Origin of the sequence: Spirosoma terrae (assembly GCF_010435915.1) — a bacterium.
In the GTDB taxonomy this organism is placed as follows: Bacteria; Bacteroidota; Bacteroidia; order Cytophagales; family Spirosomataceae; genus Spirosoma; species Spirosoma terrae.
In genome coordinates, this window is the sequence record NZ_JAAFZH010000010.1 from 189,889 (window position 1) to 209,891 (window position 20,003).

The window sequence follows — 20,003 nt, forward strand, 5'->3', positions numbered from 1 at the left end:
GGTGACGCTACGTCTATATCGGCAGTTCAACGGTTTTATGACCAGTGATGGCTATACGGTCTGTTCAATGATATGTTATCTACGGCAAGGCCCTCCCAATTAAGAATGAGTTACATTGGCAGTTGGTTGGATCATATCAACAAAAAACAATACAAAAGCACCATTGTAGCCAATTCGAGGTTATATCATCAAGCTCGTACTACAATCTCCGTTATTTTTGTCTAGCTGACCAGTTGCTACTGACGATTCATGAAGTCACAAAGGAAACATAGCTCGTTTATTCACAGGTTGTTTTGCCTGTTGATGGCGCTGCATGTCCTGAACGTCAGTATCGACTCGCCCGACCGAAACAGCTCGGTAACGCTGATCAGCAACCAATCGGAGGATCTGTCGATCAATGACATTGAAAGTCTGGGTGAGCTGTTGCTAGAAGAGTGTTTAGGTATTACCGTTCCTGAGCACGACGACCCCGACGAAGATTCTACCATTACCAAATTAGGGCAGGATTACTACTTCACGGCTACGTTTGTTTTTGCCCCGCTTCTCCCGCTTATTCGCTTTCTGCTGCCAGAATTTATGCTGTTCAACACAGTACGGATTCCCGCCCATGTGCTGGATATTCTATCTCCCCCTCCCCAACAGCTTGGTTAATAGCGCGACACGCATTGTGTTAAGCAAGTGATCAGGCGTTTTTTCACTGCCTGAGCAACTCCATTATTACTTCATTTTTTGCAGGTACGCTACCGAAGCCTTCCTAAAGGTTTCGTAATGGCCACTATTCGCCCTATTTCGCCCTTTTGGTCTGGTGGGGCGAATAGCTGCACGTTCACCTCTACTCCAACAGGTTATTTCTTAACCGCCTATGTTTAGCATATTCATCAAGCGACCGCTATTGTCGGCGGTCATATCTGTCCTTATAACATTACTGGGATTACTGGCGCTTAGTGGCCTGCCCGTTACGCAGTTTCCCGATATTGTGCCGCCTTCGGTCACGGTTACGGCTACCTACACGGGAGCGAACGCTGAAGTGTGTACGAAAGCTGTTGCCACACCCCTCGAACGGGCCATCAACGGCGTACCGGGCATGACCTACATGAACACGGTATCCAGTAACGACGGCACCACCCTAATTCAGGTCTTTTTTAACGTCGGGACCGACCCCGACCTGGCCGCCATGAACGTTCAGAACCGCGTTACGTCGGTGCTGGATGAATTGCCCGCGGAGGTCATTAAAGCGGGGGTCATTACCGAAAAAGAGGTAAACAGTATGCTGCTGTACCTCAATCTGGTCAGTAACGATCCCGATATGGACGAGAAGTTCATCTATAACTTCGCGGATATCAATATTCTGGCCGAATTGAAACGGATCGAAGGGGTCGGTTTTGCCGATATTATGGGCGCTCGGGAGTACTCGATGCGGGTCTGGCTCAAACCCGACCGCATGGCCTCGTACAATATATCGGCCGAAGAAGTGGTGGAAGCCATTCAGAAACAGAATGTCGAAGCAGCCCCCGGTAAAGCGGGCGAAAGTGCGGATCGTAGCCCCCAAGTTCTTCAGTACGTAATGCGCTATACGGGCAAATTCAACCAGCCCCAGCAGTACGAGAATCTGGTTTTACGGGCCAACCCGGATGGGTCGATGCTACGGCTCAAAGATGTGGCCACGGTCGAATTTGGGTCCGCCGATTATAGCGTTACGTCCAAAACGGATGGTAAGCCCTCGGCGTCCATTATGCTGAAGCAGCGACCTGGCTCTAATGCCCGCGACATCATCAATAACGTAAAGAAACGAATGGCCGAAATCAAGGAAACATCGTTTCCGCCCGGCATGACCTACAATTTTGCCTATGATGTTTCCCGCTTTCTGGATGCCTCTATTCATGAAGTTGTCAGAACCCTGCTGGAAGCATTCGTACTAGTGTTTCTCGTGGTGTTCCTATTCCTGCAGGATTGGCGGTCTACGCTGATTTGTGCGCTGGTGGTACCGGTAGCCCTGGTCGGCGCCTTTGGGTTTATGAGCCTGATTGGTTTCTCGATCAACCTGCTTACACTGTTTGCGCTGGTACTGGCGATTGGTATTGTGGTGGATGATGGCATTGTGGTGGTCGAAGCTGTTCACGCCAAAATGACGGAAGAAAATCTACCACCCGCTCAGGCGACCGTAGTGGCGATGCAGGAAATCAGCAGCGCACTAATTGCTATTACGTTGGTTATGTCGGCGGTGTTTGTCCCGGTAGCCTTTCTGTCGGGGCCCGTTGGCATATTTTACCGTCAGTTCTCCCTAACGCTGGCGGTGGCCATTCTGATCTCTGGTGTCAACGCGCTGACCCTAACACCCGCCCTTTGTGCCTTGCTGCTACGTCCAAATCATGACCACGCCCCTACAGGATTCCTGGGACGTTTTTTTGCGCGTTTTAACCACGCCTTCGACGCCATGACCGGTCGTTATCAGCGTGTACTTCGGCGCATTGCCCGACGTAGTGCCGTGACGATTGTCCTGTTGCTGGCGTTCTCGGCGGGCATCTGGGGCATCAATACCATGCTGCCCAGTGGTTTCATTCCTACTGAAGACCAGGGCATGATTTATGCCAACGTAACGACCCCGGCGGGTGCCACCGTCCAGCGCACCGAAAACGTACTGGATAAAATCGAACGCGTAGCATCGGGAATTGAGGGCGTTGAGAACGTATCGACCCTGTCCGGATTTAGCCTGATGACCGACGGGGCGGGTGCCTCCTACGGTATGGCCATGATCAACCTGAAAGACTGGAAAGATCGGAACGTATCGGTCGATGATGTAATTGGTCAGTTGGAGCAGAAAACGCGGACCATTCAGGATGCCAGCATCCAGTTCTTTTCGCCCCCAACCGTACCGGGGTTTGGTAATTCCAGCGGTTTCGAACTCCGAATGCTGGATCGAACCGGTTCGGGGGATTTACAGAAGACCAAGAAAGTGGCCGACACATTCATCGAAGCACTCAAAAAGCGGCCTGAAATTGGCGATGCCTTCACCAGCTTCAACCCCGACTATCCGCAGTATATGCTGCACGTCGATCAGGAGAAGGCGGCTCAGAAAGGCGTATCAATCGAGAATGCCATGAATACGTTACAGACGCTGATGGGTAGCCTATACGCCACCAACTTTATTCGTTTTGGGCAGATGTACCGGGTTTTTGTACAGGCTTCTCCCGAATACCGGGCTAAGCCGGAAGACGTACTGACGCTGCATGTCAAAAACGATAAGGGGGAAATGGTGCCGTATTCCAACTTTGTCAGGCTGGAGCGGGTATATGGGCCGGAGCAGTTGACTCGCTATAACATGTACACCTCGGCCCTCATCAACGGCGAAGCGGCCAAAGGATTTAGTAGTGGCGATGCCTTACGGGTTGTAGAGGAAGTAGCAAAACAAACCCTCCCTCGTGGCTACACCTACGAATGGTCGGGTATGTCGCGGGAAGAGGTGCTTTCGGGCGATCAGGCAATCTACATTTTTGCCATATGTCTGGTTTTCGTGTATCTGCTGCTGGTGGCTCAGTACGAAAGCTTATTCCTGCCCTTACCCGTATTACTGTCACTCCCGGCGGGTATTTTCGGTTCGTTCCTGTGTCTGCAACTAGCTGGCCTTCAGAACAACATTTATGCGCAGGTAGCGCTGGTTATGCTGATCGGCCTATTGGGTAAGAACGCCATTCTGATTGTGGAGTTTGCCAATCAGCGGCAGCAGGAAGGCTTATCGATCGTTAAAGCAGCCATCGAAGGGGCCGTCACGCGGCTACGTCCCATACTGATGACCTCCCTGGCCTTCATTGCCGGTTTGATTCCGCTTTGTATCGCTTCTGGCGCGGGGGCCCTGGGCAACCGATCGATCGGAACGGCCGCTGCGGGCGGTATGCTGATTGGCACCGTGTTCGGGCTATTTCTGGTACCCGGGCTTTACGTCATCTTCGCTAAACTAGCCCAACGCTTCCAATCCAAACGGCTCAAACTCGACGATGATCTGATTCTGAATGCCTTGTCGAAAAAAGTAAAAACCAGCGACTCGAACAACTAAGTAAACAGCCGCATCAATCTGCCATCTGGTGAAATCCATTGGGTGGCAGATTTTTATACAACAACTCTACCTTAATTAGCATAGACTCATCTGCTCATGGAGCTCCTTATCATTTTATTACTTACACTGCTCAATGGTATCTTTTCGATGTCGGAAATTGCCCTGGTTTCCGCCCGTAAATCGAGACTGGAAGTAGCCGCCAACAACGGCGACAAATCGGCCAGAGCCGCTTTGGAACTGGCTCGCTCTCCAAACCGGTTTTTATCGACCGTACAGATCGGCATTACGTTGATCGGTATTTTGCTTGGTATTTTCAGTGGCCAAAACCTAACCGACAACGTTCAGTCTATCCTTAACCAAATTCCTCTCCTTCAACCCTATAGCCACAGCATTGCCGTAGTAGCCATGCTTTTTGTGATAACGTACCTATCGCTGGTTCTGGGCGAACTGGTTCCTAAACAAATTGGTCTGCGTTATCCCGAAACAATCGCCAAGCTGGTCGTTACGCCCATGAGCTGGCTTTCCCGGCTAACATCGCCGTTTATCTGGTTATTAACGGTTTCGAGCGATGCGTTAATCAAACTGCTGGGTATCAGTTCAGCCCAGGAGCAGGTAACCGAAGATGAAATTAAGTCGGTAGTGCGCGAAGGAGCATCCGGCGGTGCTATCGACGCCATTGAGGAAGATATTGTCCAGAACGTATTTAGCCTCGGCGACCGTCGCATTGCCTCGTTGATGACGCATCGCGCCGATATTGACTGGCTGAATGCATTGTCTTCTGAAGAAGAAATTCGGGCAGAAATCACTACGTCCCATCATTCGGTCTATCCATTATGTCATGGTTCACTCGATACTGTGCTGGGATTGCTGCATGTGAAGGACTACTGGAGTGCGAAGCAAACCAATCCCAATGCCGATTTGCGTGCGTTAACGCGTAGGGGGCTAACCGTACATGAAAATACGCGTGCTTATCCCGTACTGGAGAAATTTAAGGAAAGCCGGATTCATATGGCCGTTGTGGTGGATGAATATGGCAATGTGGTTGGCGTGGTAACGATTAATGATATTCTGGATGCGCTGATTGGGGAATTTTCGCAGGAAGAAGACGATAAAGAGTTGGTTAAACAACCGGATGGAACTTACCTGGCTGATGCGCAATGGCCTTTTGACGAGTTTGTTCGTCAGTTCAATATTACACCTTCGGATCGGGGAAGTTACGCGAATTTCAATAGCATTGGCGGTTTTGCGCTTCAGATCCTGGAAGATATTCCGGTAGCCGGACAGGCGTTCGAGTGGCACGGTTTTCAGTTCAAAATTATCAGTATGGACAGAAATCGAATCGACAAAATCCTGATTCGTCCCTTGGGTCGTTAACCGTAGTGTTTATCGTCCTGCTTGCTGCGTTACTGTAGAACGTTTCAAATGAGGATTGGCAAATTGCGGGTTACGGATAAACGTAGTGTCGGTGAACAGCTGCATAAACGCGACGATGTCTGCCTTTTCCGTTTTCGTGAATTGAAAGCCTTGATGCTCCGACGCCAGTTCATGACTGAGCGTTGGAGCAGGCTGAATATGATCGCTGTAATGATCCAGTACGTCGCGCAGGTGCATAAAACCAGCAAAATTACACTCCAGCTACGCATCATTGGTTTATGGTCTATGGTTTATGGTTTGTAGAGCTTCGCGTTAGCCAACCATAAACCGAAAACAATGAACTATACACTACTTCTATTTCCCAAAACGAATCTCGATGGATTTTACCTCCCGAATCCAGCGGGCAGGCTTCTTTTCGCCGGGAACAACCAGTCGGTATGGCCCAACGCCTTGCGCCAGTGGTGCTCCATCGACGCTATCGGCCAGTAAAATAGTCTTTGTGGCAAAGTCAGGATCGATCTCTGGTAAAGCGAATAAGACCTCATAGCCGTCAATGGCTTTTACAACTACGTACTTCATCAGATTCTCTCCCCGCAGTTCTCCACTTAACGTAGTGCCTGCCTGTTTCAGCAGCTCAACGAGCGGCACACCCGAGTAGGTACGTTCTTTTCCGTCGCGGTCTTTACCCACAACCTGCGAATGAGGCATCGCTTTCAACTCAGCAGCCTGTAATGTCAATGGTTTTGTGACTTCGCCGGAGACGGTCAAAACGGTTTGTGCGCTGCTACTGACCGAAACGAGAACACTAGAAAATGCCAAAGCCAATACGAGCCGCTTGTGTGTGATAACTTTTTGCTTTAACCTGTCCATGAAAAAAGAGTGGTAAAGTGTAAATGGTTGAGATTATTTTGAAAGGCTTTCCTGTCGGCCTACGTATATAAAGTACTGATAATCACATTACCTAGGCAATTACGGCCCGGTTCGGGGAAACCTAACGTATTGGGGCCATACGTAACGGACGAGAACCCTTTCGCTACGTTCACCTCCGCCAGATCGAACGTCGTAAAACGCCCTAAATCGACATAGCCATCGTAGGGCACGTAAACGGGTATGCCATCAATAAACACGGGCACCTGCCGAAGATCGAAGCCACGAACGTACACCATCGTTTCATTACGGGCGCCGACGCTCGACAACGTAACGCCGGGCAATACATTCAGAGCACGGCCCACATCCAGGCGATTGAAAGCTTCAATCTGGCGACTAAACGCCGTGTTTGTTGAATCGACTCCCCTCCGCCCCAGTACCGTCACCTCCCCTAAACTAAACACCCGTGCTGAGTCAGCAGAAGCCGTTTGTTGGGCAAAAACAGGATTGATTGAATACGTAATGACTCCAAAAAGTACTAGTAATTGATACCGGGTAGTTGTTTTCATCAAAGGAAGAATCGTTATTTCCGTTCAAATATAACGCCTACTCAATAATACCGAATACTCAGAACTGAATTATTCGCTTTGTGTCTTGTTATTGGCTTGTTTTTCTGAAAAAACTCCGGTTTGGCGGTTTCTTTCACCTACCGTTTAATAAATAAATTGTCTACTCCCCAACAAACGAAGTCATAAGAATAGAACTCAATCAAAACTCTGCGTTGTGATGAACAACTTCTTTCTATTACTGGGAATTTGCTGCCAATTTCTCCTCGCTATTTATTTCGTAAGCCAGGCCATTTCGAACCAAACGACCAGCCGGTTACGTATCCAATACGCCACTACGGCCCTGTTTTTTGGGCTATTTGGTTCGTTTCTTGTCTATGGATGGCAAACGCTGGGCCTTGCAAAAACGCACCCGGAAAGCCAGGAGGCAATCACCAAACCAGTTAATTCGACCATCCAGAAGTCGGATAGCCTTGCTGCCTACAACGCGAAAGGTGAACTACTCGCCAGCGTTAATGAAGAGCCTGTTCTATTAAAATAACCCGTATTCAATTGCTTCTTATCTTTCAGCTTATCTGTTGAAAGCATATGAACGCACAGGACCTATACCAGCGGGCAATTCGGTTTGCCGCTGAAAAGCATCAGGAGCATCATCAGTATATACCCGGCACGAACCTCCCCTATGTTGTTCACCTGAGCAACGTAGCCATGGAGCTGTTGGTAGCCGCGCCCCATACTAAAGATTTTGATATCAATCTGGCTATCCATGTAGCTCTCCTCCACGATACGTTAGAGGATACAAGCACTACGACCGACGAACTCACCGAACAGTTTGGTCCTCAGATAAGTGATGCCGTTCTGGCCTTAACTAAAAATAAGCATCTGCCCAAAGAGGAACAGATGCCTGACTGTTTGTCCCGGATTAAAGAGCAACCAATGGAAGTATGGGCGGTTAAGCTCGCCGATCGAATCACGAATCTACAGGCCCCTCCTGCCCATTGGACTCTCCAGAAAAAGATCAGCTATCACCAGGAAGCGAACGTGATTCTGGAAACGCTGCAAGGAGCCAATGCGTATTTGGAACACCGATTGACCAATAAACTACTAGCGTACGAAGGTTATCTGGCAAGTTGATTCCTTAGGTCGTTTATTCCCCATTCCTGCATAACAGCAATAACCGGCATCAACGATTGCCCATACTCCGTAATCCTGTATTCAACACGCGGAGGAATTTCAGCGTAAATGATCCGGTCAATGATTTTATGCTCCTCCAGTTCCCGAAGCTGATTGACAAGCATTTGTTTGCTAATGTCGGGAATTGCCCGTTGAAGCGCACTGAAGCGGTTGCACTGTTTACTAATGGCATACATGATCAGGATTTTCCACTTCCCGCCAATCCTATTCAGGCAATGAGTAACGGGGCAATTGTTTGGGTTGAAATCTTTGTTTTTGCGCAAACTGGCCATTAGTCTAGAAAATTGTACTAGTACGCTTATTGGTGACTACTTTCAGAATCTGGACAAAGGTAACAACTTTGCCTTACCCAAATTCGAGAACAATGACACTAGACCAACTTAAACAACAACTAGCGGGCGAATGGATTAGCATCGCTCCCGAGCTACGTCCGAGCGGTAGCAAAAACGCGGATGGAAGCCTAAAGCCTTTCTACCTGACCAGGCGATTTACGTACTCAGCCGAGGATATATTTGCCCTGGAAATCATCAATTTTGCAGATGCCTATGGACAAATACCTTTGGCCAACATTAAACTCAAAGGCCATATAAGCTGGCAAGGTGAGCATCCAATCATAATGGGAGCGCAGCAGGTTGATTTTACAGCCAGCCAAGCCTACGATGTAACTCCCTTACATCCAGCGTTTATCGATATCCTGAACAAGGTAGCCACCGACGGTTACGACGCCTGGCAGTTGAACACGTCCCAGTCTGTTTTCCAAAAAGCATTTCTTCCTTTTGGGCTCACTCAGGGGCAGCTCTTTAAAGAGTATGATTTAATCTTTGTACAGAATAATCTGATGTTCTGGGGTGCCCGCCACGTTGATGGTCGTGGTTTCGATACGCCCGAAAACCGGCCAACTAACCTACAAATCCCATTAATCAGACGAGCTTAATTGGTTACAGAGTAACGTAACGTCCATTTGCCGATACGTTACGTTATTCTGCTACGTTTAGAAAGCTGTTTAGGTAGCATTCTATTGAACAGCCCTATTTTTTTGCCAGTATCCACTCCCGAATGGAGGGTTGGTTGGGTTGCCAGCCTAATAAACGTCTGGCATGTAAGGCATTCACGCGGCTGTTGGATCCCCAGGCAAACCGTGCCCAATCACCCAACTCGGCTATAGCTTCGGTACCATTCCACGAAACGGTTTTGCCGTTATAACCCAGTACGTCACTGACATACTCCGCCAGTTCTTTATACGATGCTTCGCCGTTTTCGACGTAGTAATACGAAGCCGAGGGTGCTTTCTCCAAGGCCAACTCATACAGTTCTACCAGATCGGCAATGTGTACGTTACTCCAGCGATTGATTCCCTTCCCTAAGTAAACACCCGCGCCCAACTCGCGGGATTTTTTAAACACTTTCGGTAACTGGTCACTCTCAACGGGCAGACCCAAACTATCGCCATAGATCATCGACGGCACCATAACAATGGTTCGTATGCCTTTGGTAATGCCCGCAATACGCACATCGTTGTTGATGTTTACCCGCTCCTGTCTTACATCCATCGGGCGGAAAAGTGTTTCTTCATCGTAGAGATTCGGATTTTCAATCTCGCCCAGCACATCATCGCTCACGACGCTGGACCCCGACGAATGGATAAAGACTTTTCCAGTCCCTTTAATTGCATCAATGATCGTTTCTACTGCCCGACGCTGGTCGGAGTCAGCGGTGTTAATAATGGCATCGGCTATTCTGGCATAGTCAGTAAGCGTCGCTACGTTGTCCAAGTCACCCAATACGGGTATTATTCCCAGTTTACGCAGATCGGCTTCTTTTGCTACGTTCCGATATAGTCCGTAAACCGTATGGCCTTTTTTAATGAGATGTGCGGCTAGTGAGCTACCGATGTAGCCGGTAGCCCCCGTAATAAATAGTTTCATAAAAAAATGAATCGTTAACTGGTTACCAATTAGTTGCTACGTTCTTTACTGAGCTACTGCGGCAAAACTTTCCGCATCAGTGAACGGATAATCGGTATATCCTGCCGCACCACCTCCAAAGAATTTTTCCCGAATCGGTTCATTTAAAGGTAGATCATGCTCAAGACGATAGGGCAAATCGGGGTTGGCAATAAACGGACGGCCAAAGGCGATTAAATCAGCCCAACCGTTTTGTAACGCTTCTTCAGCGCGCTCTTTTGTGTATTTTCCGGCATAGATCAACGTACCGCTGAAAGCCCGGCGATAGGCTTCTTTGAAAGCGATGTGCATAACGGGTGCATTCTCCCAGTCGGCTTCGGCAATGTGGATATAGGCAATCCCACTATCGTTCAGGAATTTAGCAGCTTCGATATAGGTTGTTTCCGGATCATCATCAATTGCGCCCATGAGCGTGGTTAAGGGTGCCTGTCGCACGCCAACCCGGTCTTTTCCGACCGCGTCAACAACCGCCGTCACAACGTCTCTCAGAAACCGTAGTCGGTTTTCCAGAGTCCCCCCGTATTCATCCGTGCGTCGGTTGGTCTGAGAATCCATGAACTGCTCAATCAAATAGCCGTTCGCTCCGTGTAATTCCACCCCGTCAAAACCGGCCGCGATGGCATTTTTAGCCGCCTGAGCATACTCCTGAATGATTTGTTTGATTTCGGGAATTGTCAGTTCCCGAGGCATTGAATGCTGAATCATTTCGCCAACACCGTCCTCCGGTCCCTTACCCGTCGGGTCAACAAACACCTTTACACCGTCGGCCAGAATGGCGGAAGCGGAAACCGGCGAAGCCCTATTTTCCTGGAGCAATACGTGCGAAACGCGACCCACATGCCAGAGTTGCGCAAAGATAACGCCACCCGATGCATGAACCGCGTCGGTAACTTTACGCCATCCGTCAATTTGTTCCTGCGAAAAAATGCCCGGTGTCCAGGCGTACCCCTGCCCCTGCCGACTAATCTGGGTGCCTTCCGAAATGATCAGCCCTGCACTGGCCCGCTGACCGTAATAGTCGGCCATTAGTTCCGTAGCCACTTCGCCTTTGGCCGCCCGAGAACGTGTCATGGGAGGCATGACAATACGATTTTTCAGGGATAAACCACCTAATTGATACGATTGAAACAACATGATTTTACTTTTTTTGAGTTACAGTTTTATGGTTCCAGCAGGCTTATTGAGGCAGTTGTTCCACGTAATGTCCTTATCCAGAAACACTACGTAGCCTGATCGGCCTCGCTTATGTACGCCTGATTACGTTCCAAGGCGCTCGGCTCATCTGCTTGACGGAGACAAAATTCAGGGGAAAAATATTATCTAAAAAATAATATAACTAATACCTTTGTATCAGAAATATTATAGATCATGATACTAAATCTGGAATGGTTCCGCACATTCAAGGCTATCTATGAAGCGGGTACCTTATCAGCCGCTGCAGACGTATTGTTTATTTCCCAACCCGGCGTGAGTCTGCATCTAAACTCGCTGGAGGCTTATACGGGCTATAAATTATTTGACCGGTCGGCCCGGAAAATGGTACCGACGGAACGGGGAAAAGTGCTCTATAACTTTATTGTAGAGCCTCTCTCGAAACTACAAACAGCCGAACAGCTTTTCCATAAGAGCTCAAAAGCGGATCGTCCGACGATTAGCGTGGGCATGTGTTTCGAAACATTTCAGTACACTCTTGAGGAACACATTGCCAAATTACCCTTCAATCTGATTATCAAATTTGGCGAGTACCCGCAAATGCAGCACGATTTAGATACGGGCTTACTCGACCTGATTATCACGCCCAGTAAAGGCGATCAAACGAATCTGGAGTATCGTCCTTTCTCAACGGAAAAGATTGTTCTGATTGCCGGGAGCCGGACCGATACCCGCCAGCTCAGTCAGCTACTGAAAGACCAGAAAATTGACGAAACCCGCGACTGGCTCAAACAGCAGATCTGGTATAGTACGGCCGCTGATATGGAGCATCTGAAAAATTTCTGGCTCAGGAATTTCAGAAAACATCCTGACTTTAAACCGAATTACATTGTTCCAAATATCAGTTCCATTGTCCGGTGCCTGAGCGACGGGGAAGGTTTCTCCATTATTCCCGATTTTTTATGCCGGGACTCCATTGAAGATGGCACCATTAAACTGGTATGGGAGGGCAGCCCTAAGCTGGAAAATACGCTGTATTTCGGCACCCGAAAAAAAACGATTTACGCCAACGAAATCGAAACCCTCGAAAAGATCTTTCGTCAGAAATGGGTTTAATCTCGAATGACTATCGCTAACCTGGGCCTGCTTTAACCTGGTTTACCGCCGAATCAACGTACCGGGTCGGACTCCTGTTGCTTTCTGATCTTGATAGACCATTTTTCCCGCGACCCAAACCGCATCGATTCCCGTCGAAAGCGCCTTATTGTTCCCAATACGGGCATTGTCCTGAACCGTGTCGGGGTTGAATAGTACCAGATCGGCATAATAACCCGGTGCAATCAGGCCACGGTTTTTCAAGCCCAGATGCTCAGCCGACAAGCTGGTCATTTTCTGGATAGCAGTTTCCAGTGGCATCAGTTTCTGATCACGAACGTAGCGGCCTAGCACCCGTGTAAAAGCACCGTATCCCCGAGGATGTCCTTCATCGGCTCCGTCGGAGCAAATATTGGTATGTGGCCAGGCCAGAAAATTCTTTACGTCGGCATCGTCCATCGATTTAGCCACAATCCCTTCCACACCATCAGCATCTGGATTTTTGGTGGAATAATCCGATGCCTCGGCGACCAATCCCATGAGCGTTTTGGCCGGACTTTCCCGGCGCATTGTTGCAATGTCGCCAACCGTTTTACCGGCATAGGCCGGGTTAGCCGCAAACCGTACCAATACCGATTGCGACGGATCAAACAATTGATTCACCGCAAACTCCGCACTGGCGGGATTGGTATAATCGCGTTTCGGGAATAGCACCCGAATCGTGGACATCCAGTACTCGTACGGATAGCAGTCGGCGGTTATGTTCACGCCTTCGGCACGAGCGCGTTCCAGTTGAGCCAGCATAGTAGCCGACTGCCCCCATTTATCCCTCAGGGCAATTTTCAGGTGCGAAATCTGTACCGGCATTTTCGTTGCCCGACCAATCTCGATGATTTCGTCGATAGCATCATCCAGCATGACGTCCTCGCTTCGTATATGGCTGATATAACGCCCGCCCGAATCAGCGGCAACCTGGGCCAGCTGCAGCACTTCATCCCGATTGGAGAAGAAAGCCGACTCATATTCTAAGCCCGTAGCCAGGCCCAGCGATCCATTCGCCAATTCAGTACGTAGCAGTTGTTTCATCCGCTCCACTTCTTCGGGTTTGGCGGTTCGATACAGCCCGTTGGCTCCCATTACCCGGTGACGTAGCATCGCATGGCCCGTATAGCTCGCCAGATTTACCGCCACAGGCTCCTGTTTTAACCGGGCCTGAATAGTATCCATCGGTACGCCACCCCCATCCTGTCCCACAACAATCGTCGTAATCCCCTGATTGACCATAGCCAGCGCTTCAGGGTGTTCGCGTAAACTCCAGTCGTGGTGGCTATGGCTATCGATGAAGCCAGGCGCCAGCACCCGACCTTTGCCATCCAGTACCGATTCATTGGGAAAAGGACTTAATTCGCCAATCTCCCAGATTTTATCCCCGCGCATCCGAACAGCGGCTGTACGAGCGGGTGTCCCCGTTCCATCAACCAACCGCACATTGGTAATTAGCTGGGTCTTGGGCAGTGAAACCGGATTACCTTCCAGCGTTCGACGTATCACCTGCCCGTTTCCATTCGATCCATTGGTAAGCACAATCAGCGTCTGCTTTTTATCGACGTAGCGAATAATAAGCGTCCGAAAGCCTACCCAACTGCCTGTATGCATCAGCACCTTGCCGTCCTCTTCCAGCATCCACCCAAAACCATACGGATACGTAGCGCCGGAATTAAGCCGGGCCGGTGTAAATGCCTCTCTTAACGTAGTGGCTTTAACCAGCTTTTCGGTATACAGCGCCTGGTCCCAGGTCAGCAGATCCTCCGCCGATGAGTACACATTACCATCGCCAATGACACCATCGATACGTATCAGATCGTTCGGTTTGTTTTTCCCATTTTCCCGCTGAAACCCATACACCCGATTCCAGGGCTTGGTCAGACTATGGTGGTAATAGATATACGTGTTCTTCAAGTTGAGCGGCCGAACGATGTTCTGCTCAAAAAAAGTCTCTACTGGCATACCGCTCACGTTGGTAATGACAGAGCCAAGCAGTACGTATCCCGTATTACAATATTCCCATTTCTCGCCCGGCTGAAACAGCAGCTTCGGTTTGTGATCGTGTACTAATTGAAGCATTCCCTCATTCGATAACGTATCGAGTGGCCCCAGGTATTTCTGCGCCAGATCAAAATACTCAGGCAAGCCCGACGTATGCGTCAGCAGGTGTCGCACCGTAATACCTGGATATGGAAAATCGGGCAGATAGGTTTGTACAGGTTCATCGTAACGCAGTTTGCTCCGTTCCTGCAACTGCATGATCATCATGGCGATAAACTGTTTCGAAACCGATGCCAGATTAAACGCGGAACTGGTCGACAAAAGCCCATTGGTTTCGCTACTACTGATTCCCAACGCTTTTTTATAGCTGATTTTCCCCCGATCAGCCACCAGCACTACCCCGCTAAACACGGCCTGATTATGAAGCACCGTCAGCGTGGAGTCCAGCGCTTTCAACCGGTTTTCGAACGAACCAGCAGCCGATTGAGCATTAACGACATAAGATACGATCAACTGGATCAATAGTAGCGTAAACGGTACTGGCTTCATAAAGATGTGATATGGCTATTGGTTGGCACAACGGTGGACTGTTTTACGGCATAGAGCGCAATGGCACTGCTGTGGACACGTACCATAGGCAGTTTAGCGATCAATTGCAGAAAGTTCGTATATTCTTTAATATCTTTCACCAACACTTTGAGCTGATAATCAATGGTCCCGGCCAGATGGTAAGCCTCCAGAACATCGGGCATTGTACGTATCGTTTCTTCAAATGCCGTAATATTTTCGGGGGTGTAGTCGGGCATGGCTACATTGCAGAAGACCACCTGAGGACGCCCGATTTTCTCCGCATTCACGATGGCTACGTAAGCCTGAATGATCCCCTCTCGCTCCAGCTTTTTAATTCGTTCAAAAACGGGCGTCGTCGTCATGTTCAACTGCTCGGCTAATTCTTTCATCGTTAGCTTAGCGTTCTGCTGTAGTAAGTTCAGCAACTGCAAATCAATGTCATCAGGCATAGTTTATTCCAGGACGGTTTTCTGATTATTGCCAGGCATATACAGCAAAAAAGAATATTATTCTAAAATAATAACAAAATTATAGATCTATGCATCTTTCAGTTCAATTATAAGAATTTATCAATAGTTTTATCGATAAAAATAGAACATTTTACGAATGGATAATCGAGCGCTGTTACTCACAGACGGTTTTCTTGCTACTCCGAATGCCAAAACTGCACACGGCTTAATTCGGGGATCAGAACGCTATACGGTTGTTGGGGTTCTCGACAAACCAACTGCCGGGCAGGACGCTGGCGTGGTATTAGACGGCCATAACCGAGGTATTCCTATTGTTGCTTCCGTGAGTGAAGCGCTCAACCAGCTGGCCCCGTTACAGTACGCCGTTGTCGCCATTGCTACCAATGGAGGAGTTTTGCCAGCCAGTATGCTCAACGACATAAAAGAATGCATCGAGCATGGACTCTCCATTGTCAACGGACTCCATGAATTTCTGAACGACAAACCCGACATCGTTACGTTAGCCCAGCGATATGGCGTTGAGTTGATCGATGTCCGACGCCCCAAACCCCGAAACGAGCTCCATTTCTGGACGGGCGAAGTAAACCAGATTACCGCCCCGATCATTGCCGTTATGGGCACCGATTGTGCGCTCGGAAAACGGACCACTGCCCGACTGATTCGGGAGGCCTGTCATCAACAACAGATCAATGCCCAGATGATTTATACGGGCCAAACAGGATGGCTGCAAGGCGGCCAATACGGCTTTGTGTTCGATTCGACGCTCAATGATTTCGTCTCTGGCGAATTGGAGCACGCTTTAGTGTCGTGTTGGCGCGAAACCAGCGCTGACGTCTTGTTGATTGAAGGGCAGGCCGCTCTTCGCAATCCCAGTGGCCCTTGTGGCTCTGAATTTCTGGTATCCGGGAATGCCCGCTACGTAGTGCTGGTACACGCTCCGAAACGAACGTATTATGACTACGACCAGGCCTGGGGAGCGATTCCATCCGTCGAGTCGGAGATTGCACTAATCAATGCATACAATTCAGAGGTAATAGCCCTGGCGATCAATACAGAAGACTGCACCGACGAAGAAGCCCTGGCCTACCAGAACGAGTATTCAGAACGCCTTGGCATTCCTGTTCTGCTTCCGTTGCAGCAAGGTGTTGCCGCCGTTGTTCCCATCATCCAGTCCTTACTCCAGAAAAACTAATGCGTATCAAATTAATCCGGCCTTATCTGCGCAATCTAGCCCTGACTAAGCCCTATACCATTGCCTATCAAACCACGTCCGACGTGGAGAATGTCTTCCTGGAAATCGAACTCGATAATGGCATCATCGGCATTGGTGCTGCCAATCCCTCACCCGACGTAGTAGGCGAATCGCCGGAACAAGCATTAGACAATCTGCAAAGCGACTGGATGACTAGACTAATCGGTCAGGATATTCGTCAGTTCAACGGGATACTTAACAGTGTTAATCAGCAATTTTCAGCCAGTCCGGGCACATTGGCAGCGGTCGACATTGCGTTACACGATGCCTTTGGTCAGTATCTGGATATACCTATTGTTGCATTTTATGGTCAGGCCATTCAGTCGTTACCAACCTCCGTGACGATTGGGATCATGGACGTAGCGGCTACGTTAGACGAAGCCGCCGAGTATTATAAACAGGGATTCCGCGTGCTGAAAGTCAAAACCGGCTTGAATGTTGAGGAAGATATTGAGCGTATTGTGAAGCTAAGAGAACTATACGGCCACGATCTAACGATTCGAGTCGATGCCAATCAAGGCTATTCTCTCCCTGATCTACAGCGCTTTTACTCAGTCTCAGATAAAGCTACGGTTGAACTGATCGAACAACCCCTTCCCGAAGGACAGGACTCAGACTTATTAACGTTACCTATTGAAACACGACGTATTTTAGCCGCCGATGAATCCCTGAAAGGGCCGAAAGCCGCGCTGGAACTGGCCAGTCAGCCGCAGCCCTTTGGCATTTATAACATAAAATTGATGAAATGTGGCGGTATTCGTTCCGCCCTGAACATTGCCACAATAGCCGAGCCTGCGGGAATTTCGCTATTCTGGGGTTGCAACGACGAAAGCCGGGTCAGCATTACGGCAGCTCTTCATGCTGCGTTTGCCTGTCGGCACACCCGCTATATCGATCTGGATGGTAGTTTTGATCTGGCCGAGGATATTGTTTCCGGGGGCTTTGTAGTCGAAAATGGCTATATGCGCCCGACGGGCGGCAGCGGCCTGGGTTTAGTTCGTCATCCGTAAACGCTACGTAGCATGCTCCCTTACTTCCCATTCGGCCAGCAATTCAACGACAAAATGGGCACAATGCCGTTGACCAATAGGGACCGCTTCATTGATGTTGACGACCATTATCAATCGGAAGTAGCCCTGAAACGGCAATTGCTACAAGAGCTGCCTGCTTATTATTTTCAATCAGCACCGGTTCAGGATCTGGCCCAATGGGAAGTGGTAGACTTAATTCTGAACAATCTGGCATCAGCTTATCCTGATACGTTCCGACTACAGTGCGAAGGCGATCAGTGGCTATGGCAAAATTCGTTACTGAACGAAGAGACTAGCTTTACGTTTGGTGATTCGGCTACACTTCCCTACGCACCGCTCGATTGGGTTGGTCGTCAGTTACAGGAAGACCTATTGCTACTGTCGGGCGATTCCGCCAATCTGGTGGCGGGCCAGCTCTGCTTCGGCAACGGCTGGTCGCTCGATGAAAAAATGGGGCTTCCTTTCTGGGAAATCCACGCCCCAATTAATCCGATTGTAGAGCCGATGATGCGGTCGGCGCAGAAACTCATGGAACGGTTGCCAGCGGGCAAACCAATCTGGCGCTTAAACTGGAGTATAAAAGCGTCCGATCAACTCGATATGACCAGTCGGCACACGCCAGCCCTGAACCAGCACCTGAACGATTGTTTACCGGATATAAACGCAGAGAACGCTGGCGACCATCTTTTTATCCGCATTGAACGGCAGATTCTTAGCCGTTTACGTGAGTCTAAAGCCATTTTATTCAGCATCCACACGTATCAAAATTTAGTGTCACGTGAACGTAGTGAACGTCCACAAAGTGCCAGCCTGATAAGCCAGGTATTACGTACTACGCCAGAAGCTATGTTAGCTTATAAAGGCATCACGCCTTATTTTAACCACTTAATCAACTACTTAAACACCGGTACAATAACCAATTAATAGTCAATATATTAACAAAATAAAATAAGTACAGACACACGACCAAACCTCCTTTTCTGATGACAGGATTCGCTCGCACTATATCCCTTCGCTCAGCTGTTTTACTAGTTGTAAGTGGCATTATTGGCTCAGGGGTATTCAAGAAAATAGCCCCCATGTCAGAACAGCTAGGTTCGCCGGTTTTAGTACTGGCTTGCTGGATACTGGCGGGATTGGTTAGCCTGGCCGGTGCGTTGACGTATGCGGAAATGGCAGGCATGTTTCCAGAATCGGGTGGCGAATATGTGTACTTCAAAAAAACATACGGTCGATTATTTGCCTTTCTGTATGGCTGGGGGGCTTTTACCGTTATGCGTACGGCAACCATTGCGGCCTTGGCCCATATTTTCGGACAATCGCTGGTCTCGTTACTCAACCCGATTGACGAAACGGCAGACACGCTGGTACAGTACATAGCCACGGCACTTATAGTCGTGTTAAGTGGAATCAATTACCGGGGGGTATCCTTCGCCGAAGGCGTTAGCCGGGCTTTAATTTATGTTACATTCGTGGCCATAGCCATCATTGTTTATCTGGGTTTCCAATCCGATTCAGGATCAATACGTCATTTGACCCAGTCCTTGCCAGCAACCAAAACGATAACCCAAAATGGTCTGCTGGGGGCTTTGGTGGCCGCATCGCTCGGTGCCTTCTGGGGTTATGAAGGCTGGAACCAGATCGGTTATATTGGTGAAGAAATCAAAAACCCTCAGCGTAACCTCCCCATCGCTTTGAGTGTGGGGACAAGCATTGTAGTGGCGATCTACGTACTGCTTAATGTGGTTTATTTGTACGTCTTACCCATTGACTCATTCGTTAAGCTAGCTAGTTATCCCAATCAGATAGCCGCCGTAGAAGTAATCCGGAACGTAGCAGGCTGGGCGGGTGCTACGTTTATTTCGGTTCTAATTTTGATCACTACGTCTAACTCCACCAATGCGTCGATTCTGATGCCCGCTCGTGTGTTCTACGCGATGGCTCGCGATGGTTTATTTTTTAAAGCAGCGGCTACCATTCATCCCCGCTACCAAACGCCCTCGGTTGCCATTCTTTTGCAGGCTGGCTGGTCAATTGCACTAGTCTGGTCAGGGAGTTTTGATCAGTTAACCGATATGCTGGTGTTTGCCTCGTTCATCTTTTATGGCGCTACAGCCCTAGGCGTTATTATTCTCCGACGCCAACAGCCTGACCTTTCCCGACCGTATCGCGTTATTGGTTATCCGTTCATTCCCGCTTTCTTTTGCGGCTGCTGTGCGTTACTGGTGATGATGACATTCATCAATCAACCTCGTGAAGCCCTAACGGGCCTGTTCCTGATCAGCACCGGACTTCCTTTCTATTGGTTCTGGCGTAAAAAGATGTAATGGCTAAACCAACTGAGCCACCCTCTGAAGAAGGTGGCTCAGTT

19 protein-coding genes are annotated in these 20,003 nt (G+C 49.1%); 11 read left to right on the forward strand and 8 right to left on the reverse strand.

Features of this window, described 5'->3' with window-relative positions; genetic code table 11:
• Positions 1–249 precede the first annotated feature (249 nt).
• The 3 genes from GK108_RS20605 (at position 250) to GK108_RS20615 (ending at position 5,425) form a co-directional block, all read left to right on the forward strand.
• Positions 250–651: a hypothetical protein gene (locus GK108_RS20605; RefSeq protein ID WP_163952613.1), complete on the forward strand. Its 402-nt coding sequence runs from the start codon at positions 250–252 to the stop codon at positions 649–651.
• Between the two features lie 211 nt (positions 652–862).
• Positions 863–4,051: an efflux RND transporter permease subunit gene (locus GK108_RS20610; protein WP_163952615.1), complete on the forward strand. Its 3,189-nt coding sequence runs from the start codon at positions 863–865 to the stop codon at positions 4,049–4,051.
• Between the two features lie 96 nt (positions 4,052–4,147).
• Positions 4,148–5,425 carry a hemolysin family protein gene (locus GK108_RS20615; RefSeq protein WP_163952617.1) on the forward strand — a complete coding sequence of 426 codons (1,278 nt, stop codon included), beginning with the start codon at positions 4,148–4,150 and terminating at the stop codon, positions 5,423–5,425.
• 9 nt (positions 5,426–5,434) lie between these two features.
• On the opposite strand, the gene GK108_RS20620 is transcribed toward GK108_RS20615, so the two are convergent.
• The 3 genes from GK108_RS20620 to GK108_RS20630 form a co-directional block, all read right to left on the reverse strand.
• Positions 5,435–5,662 carry a hypothetical protein gene (locus GK108_RS20620; protein ID WP_163952620.1) on the reverse strand — a complete coding sequence of 76 codons (228 nt, stop codon included), beginning with the start codon at positions 5,660–5,662 and terminating at the stop codon, positions 5,435–5,437.
• 117 nt (positions 5,663–5,779) lie between these two features.
• Positions 5,780–6,295 (reverse strand): molybdopterin-dependent oxidoreductase, encoded by a 516-nt coding sequence (locus tag GK108_RS20625; RefSeq protein ID WP_163952621.1) that lies wholly within the window; start codon positions 6,293–6,295, stop codon positions 5,780–5,782.
• A 59-nt stretch (positions 6,296–6,354) separates the two neighbouring features.
• Positions 6,355–6,861 carry a TonB-dependent receptor plug domain-containing protein gene (locus tag GK108_RS20630; protein WP_163952623.1) on the reverse strand — a complete coding sequence of 169 codons (507 nt, stop codon included), beginning with the start codon at positions 6,859–6,861 and terminating at the stop codon, positions 6,355–6,357.
• 217 nt (positions 6,862–7,078) lie between these two features.
• Between GK108_RS20630 and GK108_RS20635 the strand changes: the two genes are divergently transcribed.
• Complete coding sequence (locus tag GK108_RS20635; protein ID WP_163952625.1) at positions 7,079–7,399, forward strand: hypothetical protein; 321 nt, start codon at positions 7,079–7,081, stop codon at positions 7,397–7,399.
• A 47-nt stretch (positions 7,400–7,446) separates the two neighbouring features.
• Entirely contained in the window at positions 7,447–7,992 is a 546-nt protein-coding gene (locus tag GK108_RS20640; protein ID WP_163952627.1) for an HD domain-containing protein, read from the forward strand.
• On the opposite strand, the gene GK108_RS20645 is transcribed toward GK108_RS20640, so the two are convergent.
• On the reverse strand, positions 7,977–8,324 hold the full coding sequence (locus GK108_RS20645) for a winged helix-turn-helix transcriptional regulator (RefSeq protein WP_163952629.1): 348 nt from the start codon (positions 8,322–8,324) through the stop codon (positions 7,977–7,979). The genes GK108_RS20640 and GK108_RS20645 overlap by 16 nt on opposite strands.
• A gap of 92 nt (positions 8,325–8,416) precedes the next feature.
• Here GK108_RS20645 and GK108_RS20650 point away from each other — a divergent pair, with 92 nt between their 5' ends.
• Entirely contained in the window at positions 8,417–8,986 is a 570-nt protein-coding gene (locus GK108_RS20650) for a hypothetical protein (RefSeq protein ID WP_163952631.1), read from the forward strand.
• A 94-nt stretch (positions 8,987–9,080) separates the two neighbouring features.
• Here GK108_RS20650 and GK108_RS20655 read toward each other — a convergent pair whose 3' ends face one another.
• On the reverse strand, positions 9,081–9,977 hold the full coding sequence (locus tag GK108_RS20655; RefSeq protein ID WP_163952633.1) for an NAD-dependent epimerase/dehydratase family protein: 897 nt from the start codon (positions 9,975–9,977) through the stop codon (positions 9,081–9,083).
• Positions 9,978–10,022: 45 nt separating this feature from the next.
• A complete protein-coding gene (locus tag GK108_RS20660) occupies positions 10,023–11,150 on the reverse strand; it encodes an alkene reductase (RefSeq protein ID WP_163952635.1) in 1,128 nt (375 codons plus the stop codon).
• Between the two features lie 234 nt (positions 11,151–11,384).
• On the opposite strand from GK108_RS20660, the gene GK108_RS20665 reads away from it, so the two are divergent.
• Positions 11,385–12,284 (forward strand): LysR family transcriptional regulator, encoded by a 900-nt coding sequence (locus tag GK108_RS20665; protein WP_163952637.1) that lies wholly within the window; start codon positions 11,385–11,387, stop codon positions 12,282–12,284.
• A 42-nt stretch (positions 12,285–12,326) separates the two neighbouring features.
• On the opposite strand, the gene GK108_RS20670 is transcribed toward GK108_RS20665, so the two are convergent.
• Complete coding sequence (locus GK108_RS20670) at positions 12,327–14,858, reverse strand: serine hydrolase (protein WP_163952639.1); 2,532 nt, start codon at positions 14,856–14,858, stop codon at positions 12,327–12,329.
• On the reverse strand, positions 14,855–15,328 hold the full coding sequence (locus GK108_RS20675) for an Lrp/AsnC family transcriptional regulator (RefSeq protein ID WP_163952641.1): 474 nt from the start codon (positions 15,326–15,328) through the stop codon (positions 14,855–14,857). Before GK108_RS20675 ends, GK108_RS20670 begins: the two co-directional genes overlap by 4 nt.
• Positions 15,329–15,485: 157 nt before the next feature.
• On the opposite strand from GK108_RS20675, the gene GK108_RS20680 reads away from it, so the two are divergent.
• From GK108_RS20680 to GK108_RS20695, 4 genes are read left to right on the forward strand one after another with little or no spacing between them, the layout of a single operon-like run.
• The gene (locus GK108_RS20680) at positions 15,486–16,541 is read left to right on the forward strand and encodes a DUF1611 domain-containing protein (RefSeq protein WP_163952643.1); all 1,056 of its coding nucleotides are present in this window, start codon (positions 15,486–15,488) and stop codon (positions 16,539–16,541) included.
• Positions 16,541–17,611 (forward strand): dipeptide epimerase, encoded by a 1,071-nt coding sequence (locus GK108_RS20685; protein WP_163952645.1) that lies wholly within the window; start codon positions 16,541–16,543, stop codon positions 17,609–17,611. The genes GK108_RS20680 and GK108_RS20685 overlap by 1 nt, the downstream gene beginning before the upstream one ends.
• 12 nt (positions 17,612–17,623) lie before the next feature.
• The gene (locus GK108_RS20690; protein ID WP_163952647.1) at positions 17,624–18,556 is read left to right on the forward strand and encodes a heme-dependent oxidative N-demethylase family protein; all 933 of its coding nucleotides are present in this window, start codon (positions 17,624–17,626) and stop codon (positions 18,554–18,556) included.
• 59 nt (positions 18,557–18,615) lie between these two features.
• Positions 18,616–19,959, forward strand: a complete 1,344-nt coding sequence (locus GK108_RS20695; RefSeq protein ID WP_163952649.1) for an APC family permease — start codon at positions 18,616–18,618, stop codon at positions 19,957–19,959.
• The last annotated feature ends 44 nt before the right edge of the window (positions 19,960–20,003 follow it).